We start from the raw sequence: 17,525 nt of genomic DNA on the forward strand, positions 1-17,525 counted from the left end.
AGGCAGTAGGGTATAAGGATAAAAAAAGGAGGCGGAATAATGGTAAAACAATATGATGATACAACAAATAGAAATAGTAACAATAACATTAAACGTACAGGGGAACACGTTCTTACTTGGATAGGTGTTGCGATTCAAGCATTAGTTGCAATTATATTTTTAATGATTAAACCCTTTATTGGTAATGCTGATTTTAAAGAACAAATTATTAATGAAACACAAAAACAAGACAATCAGGTTTCTATAACAGAAATAAATAATGGTATGGATGCATTAGGTGGTTTATTTAATTTCTTTACATGGGGTGCGTTCATCCCATTAATTCTTGCAATTATTGGCGGTATTTTAATTAATAAAAAACCTAAACTTGCAGGTATCTTATTAATTATTGCAGGTATTTTAGCGATTGCTACAAACTGGATTAGTTTAATTTTATGGTTAATTGCTGGTATTATGTTACTTGTTCGTAAACCTAAGCATGACATGTATGGCAATGGCGGTTATAATGATCATTACAGAAGAGACCATCATGATGTAAATGCAAATAATAATGCATTCATTTTGAATGAAGAAGAAGAAAGACAACAACAACGTTATATTAAAGATCATTATTCAAATAAAGATCAAGCAGCGGACAATAATAATGAAAGATACCACGATACACACGTAAATGATTCAAATGATGACGACTATCGTGATCAACGTTATTCAAATCATAAAACGAATAAACGAAGTAATGATTTTATTCAAGATGAAGCAAGAAAGCTTCAAGAAGAAAAAGATAACGATCCATACAAATATTAATAATATGATATATAAAAGCGATGGTATTCCTAAGTTAATACCATCGCTTTTTACGTTAATTTCTACTATATGGTTTGGATAAAATATATTAGACCTTAAACTAAATCTAAGTGTTCTCTTAGTGTAGAACCTTTATACTGATGTCGATATAAGCCACGACGTTGTAATTCAGGTACAATGAGTGTAACTACGTCGTTTAAACTATCTGGTAAAGAAGGTGGCATTAAGTTAAATCCATCTGCAACACCTGCATTAAACCAGCGTTCCATTTCATCTACAATTTCTTTTGGCGTACCTATGAGTGTCAGATGTCCACCCCCCGCATTAAGGTAACTTAGCAGTTCTCTGACAGTAGGTTGCTTATCTTGAATAATTTCTAAGATGGTTTCATATCGACCGACGGGACCGTTAAACTCTTCTAAAGAAGGTAGTTTAGGCACAGGAGCATCTAATTCCCACTGACTACAGTCTTGTTGAATGAAAAAACTGAGTTGCTTTAAAGCGGCTTTGATAGGAAGTCGTTGATCAAGTTCTGCTTTCTTTTTCAATGCTTCTTCATGTGTATGACCTACATAAGTGACTAGTCCAGGAAAGACTTTAATATAACGCTGATGGTCACGTTGTGCCATTTCACTATCTAAGCGCTCGCGATACCGTTTTGCTTGCTTCATATTCCAAGAAACAGAATATACTGCATCTGCATATTTTGTAGCTAATGCAATACCTTGTTTAGATGCACCTGCTTGCATGGCCACAGGTTTTCCCTGAATGCTACTTGGTGTTGTTAATGGTCCATCAACTTGAAAATATTTGCCATTGTGGTGAAGCGGTTTGATATTGCGATTTATCATTGTATGATGATGCCGATTGGGTTTGAAATCTTCAGTATGCCAAGAATCAAACAATCCATTCATGACTTGAGCAAACTCTTCAGCTTTTTTATAGCGTTCATCATGATTGGGTAGATGTTCCATGCTGTGATTTTGAGCTTCGGCATCTGTCATGGAAGTGACTAAATTCCATCCCACTCGTCCACCACTAATATGTTCTAAACTAAGTAACTGACGTGCTGCAGTGAATGGATTAGAAAATGTACTTGAAATGGTAGGAACTAATCCAACATGTTGTGTGACTTGAGATATAGCAGTTAAGTTAATCAGTGGATCAAACCAAAAACTTGGCATAGAAGTATAGCTAGGAATAAAAGACTGATTATCTGCGAAAAAGACTACATCTAACAACCCTTTTTCAGATAACTGAGCTAATTCTTGATAGTATTGAATATCACCGATACGTTCAATACTTGAATTGGGAAGTTGCCAAGCAGCTTGATGATGACCACATCCATAGATTAATACGCCGAGATGAAGTTGATGTTGATGAGTCAATTTAATTTCTCACTCCAATGTTTATTTTATTTCTATTCTAAGATAAGGAAGACCAGTTATATATTAATTCATGGTTAAACCACCATCGACAGTAATATTTTGACCAGTCATACCATCTGCTGCTTCGCTACTTAAATAAGCGACCATATTAGCAACATCTTGTGGGGTAGTCACTTTACGTAATGGAGTCGTCTGTGCAATTAAATCAAAAACGTCTGGTGTAGTGACAGCACTAGCATCAGTTGTTTTAAGCAATCCGCCTGACACTACATTAGCAGTAATACCATATTGCCCTAATTCGGCTGCAATATTACGTGTGAACCCAATCAACCCAGCTTTAGCTGTTGTGTATTCATGATATGGTACAACAGGATGTTGATATAAGTTTGTGCCAATACTTACAATGGTGCCAGAACCACGCTCTATAAATTGTGGAATGACACTTTGAGTAACATTAAAAGCGCCTTTTAGTGTACCATCAATTTGTTGTTGGTAGTCTTCCCATGATAAGTCTTTAAATGCCTTTTGCGCATTTGGATCAAATTTAAAATTAACTAATGCATTATTGACAACAACGTCAATTTTTCCAAAATGATGTGTTGCCTCATTAACTAAACGATCGACTTCGTCACGTTGTGTGACATCTGCTTGTAAAGCAATGGCGTTTTCACCAATCTCATGTGCTAATTGTTCAGCTGCTTCACGACTTTGATTGTAATTAATGATAACTTCAAATCCTTGTTTAGCTAATGTTTTTGCAATGACCGCACCTAAACCACGGCTACTTCCAGTTACTAATACTGTTCTCGTCATAAATATCGTGCCTCCATTTACTTCATTTACAGCAAAAAAATATGCAACCTTCACATTAGGAAAGTTGCATTAAAATAGATATATCATTATTGAGAACAGTTTGACACATCTCAACAGGTCATCTTATTTTATACGACACTTTCCTACGCTAGTATAAGCTAGTTCAGGTTCAAAGGGTTTGAGGTTACACCTCATCTCAGTTTTAAAACACCCCTAGTGCATATGATTTAACTATAGTTTCACTTTATGACTTCTATTATGAGAAGTCAAGCGCTTCCATATAATATTCAACAACATAAAAAATATCATCAAATTTAAAGATAATATTTTATATAATTTATTTATATAATAAATTTAAATATGATAATTGAAAATTAGATATTCTGTGTTTAAAATAAATAAGGCACAAGACATGTACATCATAGAATAGATTAGTTATCCAACGTTAAATGAAAGTTTAACGTTTTTTTATTTTAAAAAATAAGGAGATCGACATTTATTATGAATTGGTTAGCAATTATTTTATTTTTAGCCGTTGTTATTGGAGTCAGCCTTTATGCATTTTGGCGTTCAAGGAAAATAAAGACTGATAGTGCAGGTGGCTATTTTATGGGAGGCAATAGTTTAACAGGATTTACGATTGCCTCAACAATTATTATGACCAACCTATCTACAGAACAAATTGTAGGACAGAATGGTCAAAGTTATGGCAAGGGTATGGAAGTTATGGCTTGGGAAGTCACAGCTGCTGTAGCCGTTGTCTTACTTGCATGGATATTCTTACCCAAATATTTAAGGTACGGTGTGGATACCATTTCTGAATTACTTGAAATGCGTTATGGTACCTTTACTAAACGCTTCGTTTCTATATTGTTTATTTTCACTTATGTTGTATCATTTTTACCAGTTGTCTTATATTCTGGTTCATTAGTATTTAATAAAATGTTTAGTATTGGGGAATACTTAGGAGTAAGTGATGCCACAGCAACGATTATTATTGCATTTGTCATTGGTGCAGTAGGTGTTATCTATTTATTTATCGGTGGTTTGTCACTGAGCGCATTTAGTGATTCAATCTATGGTGTCGGATTAATTATAGGTGGTTTGATTATTACAATTTTAGGTTTACATCATTTAGGTGATGGGAATTTTGTAAAAGGATTCGACCACATGGTCCAACGTACGCCTGAAAAACTAAACGCTTTTGGGGCCATTGATTCAGATGTTGTTCCATGGCCAACATTATTCTTTGGTATGTTCTTTAATAATTTATTCTTTTGGTGTGCGAACCAAATGATTGTACAAAAAGCCTTAGCTGGTAAGAATTTAAAAGAATCACAAAAAGGTGCGATATATTTAAGTTTATTTAAAGTATTTGGTCCTATTTTTACGGTGATTCCTGGTGTTATTGCATATAATTATTTCAACGGAGGTATAACATCTAATGATAATGCATATCCTGCATTGATTCAGGCGATTTTACCTGATTGGGGTTATGGTCTATTCGGGGCAGTTATTTTTGGAGCTATATTAAGTTCATTTGTTGGATCATTAAACAGTACAACAACACTCTTTACTTTAGACTTTTATAAACCTATTTTTGGTAAGCGTGCTTCGGATCAACATATTGCACGTGTCGGGCATATCGCGACAGTTGTGATTGGTGTTATTGTAGTAGGTATATCTCCACTTATTGCACTTTTCCCAAGTGGATTATATGCGATTGTGCAACAGTTCAATGGTGTATATAGTATGCCGGTACTTGCACTGGTCTTAGTTGCATTTTATTCTAAGCATACATCTAAACTAGGCGCTAAAGTAGCTTTAGTTACACACATTGTGTTATATGCTGCAATTAGTTTTATGGTACCACAATTAAATTATTTATATACTTTTAGTTTTATGTTCTTTATTGATTTAGCAATTATACTTGTCTTTAATAAATTTAAACCTTCCAATACATTTGATTTAAATACTAATAAAGCTAAAGTAGATCTGACACCTTGGAAATATCGTTATGTTGCAGGAGGTATTGTTCTAGGACTAGTCGTACTTGTATATATTATTTTTTCACCACTTGTACTTGCTAAATAATCATTTATAAATAGGTGTATGTTTGAAAAGAGTAGACTTTTTGACGTACACCTCACTTTATATATCTATAAAGAAAGGAGGATAACACAATGCACAAAATCGGTTTGATACCTTCACCTGGTGTATCTCGTAAACATGTAGAAGCTGTTATTCCAGATATAAAAGAACAGCTGAATCAACGTGTGAATGATCAACAAGAATGGGTATTTCAACTACACGTTGATTTAATGATTGGTTCAGCTGAAGATGTACACGAAAGCATTGATAAAGCAGCAAAAATGAAAGATAAACATGATTGGGATTTTGTTGTATGTATTACAGATTTACCAAGTATTTCTGGAAATAAAGTAGTTATTAGTGATTTTAATAATGATAAACAAGTAGCGATGCTATCTTTACCTTCATTAGGTTGGATCAATCTACGACGAAAATTAAGAAATAGTTTAACTTCTATTATTGAACAATTGTATTATTCAACTTCAAGAGTAGCTCCCAAGATTCATCCGCTTATACATCCTAAAGCAGTAGAACCAAATGAAGATGAAACGCCAAAGCAACGTTATATTCATCGATGGTTTATTCTCAGTTGGATTCAACTTATTTTAGGGTTAACACGTGCAAATGAACCATGGAAAAATATTTTTAATTTCAAAAAGATTATTTCAGTTGCTTTTGCAACTGGGACTTATGTATCGATTTTCTCCATGCCTTGGGAGCTGAGTATACAGTACTCTATAGTAAGATTTATTATACTTATGCTTATTGCTATCCTAGGTATGACAGGCTGGTTACTCTATGCACATCAATTGATTGAACGTAAAACAGCTAAATCGCAGCGTGTGTATCGCTATATTTATAATTTCACTACCATATTCACATTATTTATTATTACACTTTTAAATTATATTATTTTATATCTTTTATTAGCGATAAGTGTATCATTATTTGTTCCACCAAGTTTATTTAATCAATGGACTAGTGCACATCCTCATTTTACGTTTATAAATTATGTAAAATTAGTATGGTTTGTATCTTCACTAGGTTTACTTGCTGGGGCAATGGGGTCTACTGTAGAGAATGAAGAGAAAATCCGTCAGATTACTTATTCGTATCGACAATATCATCGTTATAAAGAAGCAGAACAAGAGAAGAAAGAAAAAGAACAAGCTCAATCATCTTCTCATGATGCATCAAATCAACAAGTTGAAGAAAGTGCATCCAATAAACAAAATAATGATAATCAACAAGATGAACATAAAAAACAAGATCATAGAGAGGAGGAAACAACATGAGTGAAGAAAAATTAATTGGTCTCGTTGTGGCGCCAGGAGTGACAGAGAAATTAGCACAAAGTTTAATTAATGACATACCCAATATATTATCAGAACAAGATAATCATCAACGTGACTGGAAAGTTGATCTCGTGGTGGATCCTCTTACTGGTTTTGCGGAAAGTGTGGAAGAAATATTCAAAAAAATTCAAGATTATCATAATAAAAGAGAATGGGATTATGTTGTAGGAATTACAGACTTACCTATGTTCTATCATCAAAACGTACTTGCTTTAGATATTAATAAAAAAAATGGCGCTGCAATATTTTCATATCCTGCATTTGGATGGCGTCCTGTAAAGAATCGCTTTAAACATGCTATCGTAACCATTATTAATGAACTTCATTATTCTGAAAGAGAGCATGTGGGTTATGATGACAATAATAGAGTTAAGAAAGAAATTAATAAACAATTTCCTTTTTCACGTATTGAGAAAACTGAAGTACATTTAAAAGAAACAGGAAACAATCATTTAAGATATTTATCAAATTCACGTAGTCTTGGAATGATGCGACTTGTCAGTGGGATGACCTTTGCGAATAACCCACTGAATATGATGGCAAGTTTAAGTAATATTGTAGCGATTGCTTTTACGACAGGTGCATTCGGATTGATTTTTTCAACCATGTGGAATATGGGTCTTGATTTTTCTGTATGGCGATTATTTGGAATTTCCATCATGGCAATTTTAGGTATGCTCGTTTGGATAATGGTATCCCATGGTTTATGGGAATCTACAAAAGAAGCTAAGCATAAAAGAATTGTAATGTTATATAATTTAACAACTATCATGACTTTATTTATAGCCATTGTTATATATTATATGATTTTATATTCATTATTCTTAATAGCAGAGCTGGTTTTATTACCTCCAGGATTCTTAGGACAACAAGTAGGTTTAAAAGGACCAGCCAGTGTTCAACTTTATTTAAGTATTCCTTGGTTTGCAACCTCAATATCTACTGTTGCAGGAGCAATAGGTGCAGGTTTGCTTAATGATCAATTAATTAAAGAAAGCACATATGGTTACCGTCAAAAAGTACGTTATGAAAAGAATAACTAATTAGTAATAATGAAGTGAGAAACACTTCATTATTATTTTTTTATATAATATAATAAATTTATAGAAAACATCTTTAAAGTCATTTAAAATAATGAATAAATATAAGTGTGAATGGATTAAACTAAGACACAGACAACCTACAACACGAACAGAATTATGTGCATCATAAGAAAGAAAGTAGGTAACATCATGAAATTTTGTCCACAATGTGGAAATCAAATTAAAGAAGGTCAATCATTTTGTAATAAATGTGGTAGTGATTTAAAAGTTTTTAAACAATATAGAGAGAATCAATTATATGAAAGTGCGGCATCTCAAAAAAACAAAAGGTGGCCATATATTTTATTCGTAATACTTATAGTAGCTATTTTAATTTCTGGAGGTTTAACATACTATTTCTTTTTTGTGAAACCAGAAATGGTAAAGAGTGAGGAAGTGACAAGCACACATCATAAAACTAAAGAAGACATCAAAAAGACAGTGAGACAAGGAGAGAAAAAATCTAAACAAAAAAATGATAAAGAGATACGTATGAAGTCTCCAAATATTGATGTGATGTCCGAAGATTTTGAAAATACATATTTAAAGAGTGATTGTAGAGACGGCTATTATGGTATTAAGGTAGGTATGACAAAAAATGAAGTTGAAAAATTAATAGGTAAACCTACAGGCATATTGGAAGTGCCAGGGTTCAAATGGAAATCAACGAAATATGGAAATATTACAGTAGATTATAGCCCTAATAATGAAGAAGGTAAGGTAATAGCAGTAGGCGTAAGCCCAGATAATGTAAAAGTAGATGATTTTTTAAGTCGCTATTATTCATATGATAGTTATACACCTACTGAAATTATTTATAACAATGATAAAAGTAACGGATATTTAGTTGCAGTTGATATTGATGGCAATCATATTGCAAAAATTCAGTGCTTAGCTGAAAGATAAAAACAGATATCAACATGTTCACAAGCATCTAAGAATTTAACCTCAAGAAGTGAAAGTAGGTAATAAAATGAAATATTGTCCACGTTGTGGGAATCATATTCATGAAACTCAACGCTTTTGTAATCAATGTGGGAATGATCTAGAAGCATTTGAGCAATATAGAAATCAAATGATCACTAATTCAAAGCGAAAAAAATGGTCTTTTATTGTAATTGTCATTTTAGTTATTGCAATGATTGTCGTAGCATGTTCGACGTATTATTACTTTTTTGTCAGACCAGTAGATGCACCTAAAAAAGATACACCAGTGCATCAAGTATCTAAAAAAGATAGTGAAGAAGGTAAAGTTCCAAATGATCCTGATAAGGAAGGGAAAGAAACGATAGAGAATAAGAAATCACCACAGATTAATGTAATGAGTGATGATTTCTTAGAAAATTTCATGCATAAAAATACATTGAATGGATATATGGGGATAAAGCCAGGAATGACTGAAAAGGAAGTTGAGAGGATAGTTGGAAAATCAACAGGAAAAATTCATATTGATGGTATGGATCATGAATCTATTAAGTATGGAGATTTGGCAGTTAATTACGATCCACACTCTAAAGAAAAGATTGTCACTTCAGTGGGAATTGCTCCAAATAATATAAGTGAAGAAGAATTTATAAGTCATTACAATAATTATGATAAAAAAAATTTTAGAGATATTGTTTATAACAATATCAAAGGAAATGGTTATGAAATTGTAGTATATTTAGATGGAGATAAGGTGGGACTTATATTTGCGGTTCCAGAATATTAATAAAAAAGTGCGAGTCCATAATAGGATATTGCACTTTTTTTATTAATATTATTTTTTTAGTTCGAATAAAAAATGTATTTTTATTTTAAAGCAAATATTCCCTAAACTTTCTTGACTTTCTCCTCAAAACTCGTTAAAGTATTAGCATATTATTCTGACAATTCTGATAGGTATTAGATTAATAAATTTGTAAATACTGAGGAGGGACCATAGGTTTATGTCAGTATCAAAGATAACGTATGAGAGTTTTGATGGTGATCCATTTATTGACTCCATTTCTACTGACGACGCGACAAAGGGTGCCTATGAAATTTTAAAATGGGCTTATACTACGTATGGTGAAGATATCGTTTACTCATGTAGTTTTGGGGCAGAGAGCATGGTACTTATTAATTTGATTTATCAAATTAAACCAGATGCTCAAATTGTATTTTTAGATACAGATTTACATTTTCAAGAAACATACGATTTAATTGATAGAGTAAAAGAACGTTTTCCTAAGTTACGTATTGAAATGAAGAAACCAGAATTGACGCTTGAAGAACAAGCTGAGAAATACAATCCTGCATTATGGAAAAATAATCCAAATCAATGTTGTTATATTCGTAAAATTAAACCTTTAGAAGAGGTACTAGGTGGGGCGATTGCCTGGATTTCGGGACTACGAAGAGATCAATCTCCGACTCGTGCTAAAACAAATTTCGTTAATAAAGATGAACGTTTTAAATCGATTAAAGTATGTCCTTTAATTTATTGGACGGAAGATGACGTTTGGGATTATATTAAACAGCACGATTTACCTTATAATGAACTGCATGACCAGCATTATCCAAGTATTGGTTGTATTCCTTGTACAGCGCCAGTATTCAATTCAGATGATTCCAGAGCAGGACGTTGGTCAAGTTTTGAAAAAACAGAATGTGGACTTCATGTTGCAGATAAACCGTGACGTAAGGTTTAAAAAATTTTATACAAAAAACATAGTATTCTGATAAGGATTTAAAAATATTCTATATTCGATTTTTACTGGAAAGTCGAATATAGATTACATAATATAGAGATAGTAAGTATTTTAAAACAAAATAAAGATTGAAATGATAGAGGTGGATGAATTGAATCTAAGTGTTACCAATAGTCCTTTTACTGAAGGACAAGCCACACAAATTAATGAATTATTACAGACACTTACACCAGAACAAAAAGTATGGTTAAGTGGCTATTTAGTCGCAAATCAACAACTTACATCAGGAACATCTGACACACAAGGTTCACAAATAGGAGCTGTTTCAAAGGATACTGAAACAATGCTTCAACAAAATGAACCAACAATTCAACCTGAAAAACGAGCGATTACATTATTATATGGTTCAGAAACAGGAAATGCACAAGGTTTAGCAGAAATATTTGAAGAACGTCTTTCAAATATTGGACATAATGTAACGTTAAAAGCCATGGATGAATTTAAACCTAAAAATCTTAAAAATGTTGAAGATTTATTTATTATTACTTCCACACAAGGTGAAGGAGATCCACCGGATAATGCAGCCGAATTACATGAATTTATTCATGGTAGAAAAGCCCCTAAATTAGAGGGAGTAAGATTTTCAGTACTTGCATTAGGTGACCAAACTTATGAGTTCTTCTGTCAAACAGGTAAAGATTTTGATAAAAAACTTGAAGAACTTGGTGCCGAACGATTATATGAACGTGTTGATTGTGATGTGGATTATGAAGAAGATGCCGAAAAATGGATGGCTAATGTCATTAATACTATTGACTCAGCACCTGAAGGTACACAAAGTGAACAAGTTGTAAGTGAATCAATTAAATCTGCGAAAGAGAAAAAATACTCAAAAGCGAATCCATACCAAGCTGAAGTATTAGAAAATATTAATTTAAATGGTAGAGGATCGAATAAAGAAACACGTCATATTGAATTCTTATTAGATAATTTTGGTGAAGAATATGAAGTAGGAGATTGCTTAGTCGTTTTACCACAAAATGATCCAGCTTTAGTTGAATTACTGATGAGTACATTAGGATGGGATCCGGGAGATCAAATTCAAATCTCAGAAGATGGAGATACGATTTCTTTAGAAGAAGCATTAACATCTTACTTTGAAATTACAAAATTAACGAGACCATTACTTCAAAATGCAGCAGCATATTTTGATAATGAAGCGTTAGAAGACAAAGTTCAAGATAGTGAGTGGATACAAAATTATATTGAAGGTAGAGATTTTATTGATTTACTCAATGATTTCCCACCTGAAGAATTAGAACCTGAAGATTTATATCAAATCCTTAGAAAATTACCTCCTAGAGAATATTCTATATCAAGTAGTTATCAATCATTACCTGATGAAGTTCACATTACGGTTGGTGCAGTAAGATATAATACACACGGTAGAGATCGTTCAGGTGTATGTTCCGTTCAATTTGCTGAACGTATTCAACCAGGAGATACTGTTCCAATTTATCTTAAACGTAATCCAAACTTTAAATTCCCTAAAGATGGAGATACGCCTGTTATTATGATAGGACCTGGTACAGGAATTGCGCCATTTAGAGCACATATGCAAGAACGTGAAGAATATGGTTATAAAGGTAATACGTGGTTATTCTTCGGCGATCAACACTTTACTACTGATTTCTTATATCAAACAGAATGGCAAGAATGGTTAAAAGATGGTGTTCTTGAAAAAATGAATGTCGCTTTCTCCCGTGATACAGATCAAAAAGTATATGTACAACATCGCATTGCTGAACATAGTAAAGAATTTAATGAGTGGTTAGAAAAAGGTGCATCTATCTATATTTGTGGTGATGAAAAAAATATGGCTAAAGATGTACATCAAGCTATTCGCAATGTATTAGTGAAAGAACAAAATTTAACTGAAGAAGATGCTGAAAGCTACTTAAAACAAATGAAAAAAGATAAACGTTATCAACGTGACGTGTACTAAAGAAAGGGTGGAGAGTGAATGGCTAAAACGATTAAACAAATTGCTGATGAGTTAAATGAAAACCTTGATGCGTTAGAACATTTAAAAACTGAAAGTAATTATTTACGCGGTACGATTGAAGAAGGTTTAGCAGATCCTTTAACTGGTGCTATTTCTGATGATGATACCAAATTACTTAAGTTTCATGGGAGCTATCAACAAGATGACCGAGATGTACGTGATGAACGTCGTAAACAAAAATTAGAACCTGCATATGCTTTCATGATTCGTGTGCGACTACCTGGAGGTAAAGCAACACCTGAACAATGGATTGCAATGGATGATATTTCTAATAATTATGCGAATCATACATTGAAATTAACAACACGTCAAACATTCCAATTTCATGGTATTTTAAAACGAAATTTAAAATCATCTATGAAAAAAATTAATGAATCAGTGTTAGATACGATTGCAGCATGTGGGGATGTCAATCGTAATACAATGTGTAACCCAAATCCATATCAATCAAATATTAATAAAGAAATACTTGATTATGCTACAGCTATCAGTGATCATTTATTACCTAAAACGAATGCCTATCATGAAATTTGGTTAGATGGAGAGAAAGTGCTTGATTCTAAAGAAGAAGTAGAACCAATGTACGGGGAAAAATATTTACCACGTAAATTTAAAATTGGTATTGCCGTACCACCATCAAACGATATTGATGTATTTTCACAAGATATTGGTTTAATTGCAATTGTAGAAAATGATGAACTCGTTGGATTTAATGTGGCTATTGGTGGCGGCATGGGTATGACGCATGGTAATCCAGATACATACCCTCAAGTAGGACGCATTGCTGGATTTATTCCTAAAAATAAAGTCATAGATGTATGTGAAGTATTACTTACAATTCAACGTGATCTTGGTAATCGTTCAAATCGTAAAAATGCACGTTTTAAATACACAGTAGATCGTTTTGGTGTAGATAATATTGTTAAAGAATTAAATACACGTCTAGGCTGGGAAATCAGTGAAGCTCGTGAATTTAAATTTGAACATAATGGCGATCGTTTAGGTTGGATTGAAGGTGAAAAAGGTGTATGGAATTATACATTATTCATTCAAAATGGACGTGTAAAAGATACAGAAGACTATAAGTTAAAAACGGCGTTAAGAGAAATTGCAGAAACACATACTGGTGATTTTAGATTATCTCCAAATCAAAATTTAATTATTGCTAATGTAACTGAAGAGAAAAAAGCAGATATTCAATCTCTTATTGATAAATACGGTTTAACTGATGGTAAAAATTATAGTGGTTTAAGACGTAATTCAATGGCTTGTGTAGCATTTCCAACTTGTGGTTTAGCAATGGCTGAATCAGAACGTTATTTACCAACGCTATTATCTAAAATTGAAGATTTATTAGATGAAGCTGGTGTTAGTGAAGAAGAGATTACTATACGTATGACAGGTTGTCCTAATGGTTGTGCAAGACCTGCATTAGCTGAGATTGCATTTATTGGTAAAGCGCCTGGCAAATATAATATGTATTTAGGCGGAAGCTTTAACGGTGATCGCTTAAATAAACTATACAAAGAAAACATCGATGAAAAGGAAATCCTTGAAAGCTTAAGACCAATTTTAATGGATTATGGAAAATCACGTCTCGAAGGTGAACATTTCGGTGACTTCGTTATTCGTTCGGGTGTAGTAGCTAAAGTTCATGATGGTAGAGATTTTCACAGCTGATTTTTTAAAGAAATAGAAGGCGAACGGGGTGATAAGATGGGAAAGGTTTATCTTGTAGGTGCAGGACCTGGTGATCCTGATTTAATAACTGTAAAAGGTATGAAAGCGATTCAAGCGTCAGATGTGATTTTATATGATCGCTTAGTAAATAAAGAGATTTTAGATTTTGCAAAACCAAACACAAAGTTCTTCTATTGTGGTAAAGATCCAAATAAGCATTCATTGCCACAAGAGGAAACAAATCGTATGTTAGTGAATTTAGCGAAAAAAGGTCATACCATTACACGATTAAAGGGTGGCGATCCTTTCGTTTTTGGACGTGGTGGTGAAGAAGCAGAGATATTAGCGGATAATCAAATTCCATTTGAAGTTGTTCCTGGTATTACATCAGGAATTGCAGCTCCTGCTTATGCAGGAATTCCTGTTACTCACAGAGATTATAGTTCCTCAGTTGCGTTTGTTACAGCTGTGAATAAACCAGGTATGACGAAAGAAGCATATTGGGAACATTTAGCGCATGGTCCTGAAACATTGTGTATTTATATGGGTGTAAAACGTTTGCCTGAAATTTGTGAACTATTAGTGCGTCATGGTAAGTCAGTAGATACACCTGTAGCGTTAGTACATTTAGGGACAACAGTTTCTCAAAAAACAGTCACTGGAACATTAGGTAGCATTGTACAACGTGCATCTGAAATCAAAAATCCTGCAATGATTGTGATTGGTGATGTTGTAAATATGCGCCAAAAAATTAGCTGGTTCAAAGAACAAGTATCAGATGTTGAAATGACATTACCATAATTTGAAAAATATCTAATATAGGAGGACGACAATATGAACCATATGCCGCTCATGATTGATTTAAACCAGAAATCGATTGTCATAGTAGGTGGCGGGAAAGTTGCAACGAAACGAGCTTCAACTTTAATCGAATATTGTGCTGATGTTCATATTGTTAGTCCTAATATTTCAACAACTTTAAAAGAATTATTAGATAACGAAAATATCACTTGGAGTCAAAAAGAATTTGAGCCACAAGATGTTGAACATGCCGACCTTGTAGTGATTGCCACAAATAATAACGACGTCAATACAAAGGTGTTAGAAAGTGTTCCTCATCATGCATTGTGTAATCATGCTTCGAAAGCCCAAGTTGGAAATGTTACGATTCCAAGTATTTTAAAACGTGGAAAACTTTCTATTAGCGTGTCAACCAATGGAGCAAGTCCTAAATTGAATAAAAAAATTATTTCAAGAATAAGCGATATGTACGATGAATCATATGAAATGTATATTGATTTTTTATATGAAAGTAGACAACTAATTAAACGATTATCAATCGAGCCATCTAGGAAACAGGAGTTATTACAACACATTTTATCTGATGAGTATTTAGATGAGGTTAAGCAACGAGAATTCACACGATGGCTTCATTTGCAAGTTTAGGTATGAAGGGATATGTGATATATGAGAAAATTGTTTATATTTGCATTAGCTGGATTTTTAGCACAACTTGTTGATGGATCACTCGGAATGGGATTCGGTGCCTCCTCATCATCTATATTATTAACATACGGCATAGCACCTGCGATTGTTTCAGCAACGGTACATTTTTCAGAAATAGCAACGACTGCTGCATCTGGTACATCACATTGGAAATTTGAAAATGTACATAAGCCAACCATGTTGAAACTCGCAATACCAGGATCAATCAGTGGATTTATCGGTGCAGCATTATTAACTCAAATACATGGTGACTATATTAAACCTTATATAGCACTATTCTTACTTTCAATGGGTTTTTATATTTTGTATCAGTTCTTATTTAAACGTCACAAAGCCATTCATACACACGTAGGCACACTTAGTAGTGCGAAACTTGTTCCACAAGGGGCCGTTGCTGGTTTTCTAGATGCCATCGGTGGTGGAGGCTGGGGACCAGTCAATACACCGTTGTTACTTGCAAGTCGTAAAATTCAACCACGCTATGCCATTGGTACAGTGTCTGCAAGTGAATTTTTTGTAACACTTTCAACATCATTAAGTTTTATTATCTTTTTAGGATTTACTCAAATTAATTGGTGGTTTGTCATTGCATTAAGTATAGGCGGTATGATTGCCGCACCAATTTCAGCCTATTTAACTAAAATATTACCCATTAATATTTTAGCAATTTGTGTAAGTGGTCTTATTATTTTTACAAATAGTAATGCTTTAATGACGTATTTCATCCAAGACACTACAGTGACAAATGTTATTCGATTCGCAATTATTTGTGCGATTATTGTATTAGTTATTATTACTATTATTCGTAACAAAAAATTGTCTTTTTCTTATAAATAAAGCCGAGTAAACTAATCAAAATAATTAGAAAAGGAGTTATCAACGATGCCAACAAATGAAGATATTATCAATTATACAATTAAGCCACATGGTGGAGAGTTAATTAATCGAGTTGTAGAAGGAAAAGAAAGAGAAGCATTAATTGAAAAAGCGAACGCTTTTAAATCATTAACTTTAAATCCTTGGTCAATTTCAGATTTAGAATTAATAGCTATTGGTGGCTTTAGTCCACTTACTGGATTTATGGGGGAAGCGGATTATAAAAAAGTTGTTGAAGATACACATCTTGAAAATGGACTAGTATGGAGTATTCCTATCACTTTACCTGTCACTGAGGCACAGGCGAATGAACTTAATATTGGTGATGATATTGCTTTATATGGTGAAGATGGCGTACTTTATGGTACTTTAAAACTTGAAGAAAAATATACGTATGATAAAGAAAAAGAAGCTCAAAATGTCTACGGTACGACTGAAGAAGCCCATCCAGGTGTTAAAAAAGTATATGAAAAAGGAAATGTTTATTTAGCAGGTCCTATTCAATTAGTAAATCGTCCTAAACATGATGAATTTTCAGATTATCATTTAGATCCTGCTGAAACACGTCAATTATTCAAAGACTTAGGGTGGAAAACAGTAGTCGGATTCCAAACACGTAATCCTGTCCACCGTGCACATGAATATATTCAAAAATCTGCATTAGAAATTGTAGATGGCTTATTATTAAATCCTTTAGTTGGCGAAACTAAAGCAGATGATATCCCTGCAGATGTACGTATGGAAAGTTATCAAGCTATCTTGAAAAATTACTTTCCTAAAGATAGAGCACGTTTAGTTATCTATCCTGCAGCGATGCGTTATGCAGGTCCACGTGAAGCAATTTTACATGCTACAGTTCGTAAAAATTATGGTTGTACACACTTTATTGTTGGACGTGATCACGCAGGTGTTGGTGATTATTATGGTACTTATGAAGCACAAGAGCTTATCTCTCAATTTGAAGATGAATTAGATATTCATATTTTAAAATTTGAACATGCATTTTACTGCGAAAAATGTGGCAATATGGCTACAGCTAAAACGTGTCCACACGATGCATCAGACCATGTACATTTAAGTGGTACAAAAGTAAGAGAAAAATTACGTAATGGCGAATCATTACCAAAAGAATTCTCAAGACCTGAAGTTGCAGAAGTATTAATTAAAGGATTAAGACAAAAGTAATTTGGGGG

General features: G+C 33.2%; 15 protein-coding genes and 1 riboswitch. Of the genes, 13 read left to right on the forward strand and 2 right to left on the reverse strand.

Features of this window, described 5'->3' with window-relative positions:
• Window positions 1–39: 39 nt before the first annotated feature.
• Window positions 40–804 (forward strand): DUF4064 domain-containing protein, encoded by a 765-nt coding sequence (locus tag HMPREF2629_RS02160; protein ID WP_054105918.1) that lies wholly within the window; start codon window positions 40–42, stop codon window positions 802–804.
• Between the two features lie 95 nt (window positions 805–899).
• On the opposite strand, the gene HMPREF2629_RS02165 is transcribed toward HMPREF2629_RS02160, so the two are convergent.
• Together HMPREF2629_RS02165 and HMPREF2629_RS02170 are read right to left on the reverse strand one after the other, a co-directional pair.
• Window positions 900–2,192, reverse strand: a complete 1,293-nt coding sequence (locus HMPREF2629_RS02165; RefSeq protein WP_054105917.1) for an LLM class flavin-dependent oxidoreductase — start codon at window positions 2,190–2,192, stop codon at window positions 900–902.
• Between the two features lie 63 nt (window positions 2,193–2,255).
• Window positions 2,256–3,005, reverse strand: a complete 750-nt coding sequence (locus HMPREF2629_RS02170) for a 3-oxoacyl-ACP reductase (RefSeq protein ID WP_054105916.1) — start codon at window positions 3,003–3,005, stop codon at window positions 2,256–2,258.
• A gap of 123 nt (window positions 3,006–3,128) precedes the next feature.
• Window positions 3,129–3,230, reverse strand: a riboswitch (TPP riboswitch).
• 276 nt (window positions 3,231–3,506) lie between these two features.
• Here HMPREF2629_RS02170 and HMPREF2629_RS02175 point away from each other — a divergent pair.
• The 12 genes from HMPREF2629_RS02175 (at window position 3,507) to sat (ending at window position 17,517) form a co-directional block, all read left to right on the forward strand.
• On the forward strand, window positions 3,507–5,099 hold the full coding sequence (locus tag HMPREF2629_RS02175; protein ID WP_054105915.1) for a solute:sodium symporter family transporter: 1,593 nt from the start codon (window positions 3,507–3,509) through the stop codon (window positions 5,097–5,099).
• Between the two features lie 89 nt (window positions 5,100–5,188).
• On the forward strand, window positions 5,189–6,391 hold the full coding sequence (locus HMPREF2629_RS02180) for a 5,10-methylene-tetrahydrofolate dehydrogenase (protein WP_054105914.1): 1,203 nt from the start codon (window positions 5,189–5,191) through the stop codon (window positions 6,389–6,391).
• Window positions 6,388–7,494 carry a hypothetical protein gene (locus tag HMPREF2629_RS02185; RefSeq protein WP_054105913.1) on the forward strand — a complete coding sequence of 369 codons (1,107 nt, stop codon included), beginning with the start codon at window positions 6,388–6,390 and terminating at the stop codon, window positions 7,492–7,494. The genes HMPREF2629_RS02180 and HMPREF2629_RS02185 overlap by 4 nt, the downstream gene beginning before the upstream one ends.
• 189 nt (window positions 7,495–7,683) lie before the next feature.
• On the forward strand, window positions 7,684–8,439 hold the full coding sequence (locus tag HMPREF2629_RS02190) for a zinc-ribbon domain-containing protein (RefSeq protein WP_049414253.1): 756 nt from the start codon (window positions 7,684–7,686) through the stop codon (window positions 8,437–8,439).
• Window positions 8,440–8,506: 67 nt separating this feature from the next.
• On the forward strand, window positions 8,507–9,244 hold the full coding sequence (locus HMPREF2629_RS02195) for a zinc-ribbon domain-containing protein (RefSeq protein WP_054105912.1): 738 nt from the start codon (window positions 8,507–8,509) through the stop codon (window positions 9,242–9,244).
• A 217-nt stretch (window positions 9,245–9,461) separates the two neighbouring features.
• Complete coding sequence (locus tag HMPREF2629_RS02200) at window positions 9,462–10,193, forward strand: phosphoadenylyl-sulfate reductase (RefSeq protein WP_054105911.1); 732 nt, start codon at window positions 9,462–9,464, stop codon at window positions 10,191–10,193.
• Window positions 10,194–10,356: 163 nt separating this feature from the next.
• Entirely contained in the window at window positions 10,357–12,210 is a 1,854-nt protein-coding gene (locus HMPREF2629_RS02205; protein WP_049419645.1) for an assimilatory sulfite reductase (NADPH) flavoprotein subunit, read from the forward strand.
• An 18-nt stretch (window positions 12,211–12,228) separates the two neighbouring features.
• Window positions 12,229–13,950, forward strand: a complete 1,722-nt coding sequence (cysI, locus tag HMPREF2629_RS02210; RefSeq protein ID WP_054105910.1) for an assimilatory sulfite reductase (NADPH) hemoprotein subunit — start codon at window positions 12,229–12,231, stop codon at window positions 13,948–13,950.
• Between the two features lie 36 nt (window positions 13,951–13,986).
• Window positions 13,987–14,751, forward strand: a complete 765-nt coding sequence (gene cobA, locus HMPREF2629_RS02215) for a uroporphyrinogen-III C-methyltransferase (protein WP_048761808.1) — start codon at window positions 13,987–13,989, stop codon at window positions 14,749–14,751.
• Between the two features lie 33 nt (window positions 14,752–14,784).
• Window positions 14,785–15,396: an NAD(P)-binding protein gene (locus HMPREF2629_RS02220; protein WP_054105909.1), complete on the forward strand. Its 612-nt coding sequence runs from the start codon at window positions 14,785–14,787 to the stop codon at window positions 15,394–15,396.
• 21 nt (window positions 15,397–15,417) lie between these two features.
• A complete protein-coding gene (locus HMPREF2629_RS02225) occupies window positions 15,418–16,293 on the forward strand; it encodes a sulfite exporter TauE/SafE family protein (RefSeq protein ID WP_049415761.1) in 876 nt (291 codons plus the stop codon).
• A gap of 45 nt (window positions 16,294–16,338) precedes the next feature.
• On the forward strand, window positions 16,339–17,517 hold the full coding sequence (sat, locus tag HMPREF2629_RS02230) for a sulfate adenylyltransferase (protein WP_049415760.1): 1,179 nt from the start codon (window positions 16,339–16,341) through the stop codon (window positions 17,515–17,517).
• Window positions 17,518–17,525: the final 8 nt, after the last annotated feature.

Origin of the sequence: Staphylococcus sp. HMSC034C12 (assembly GCF_001835895.1) — a bacterium.
GTDB lineage: Bacteria > Bacillota > Bacilli > Staphylococcales > Staphylococcaceae > Staphylococcus > Staphylococcus hominis.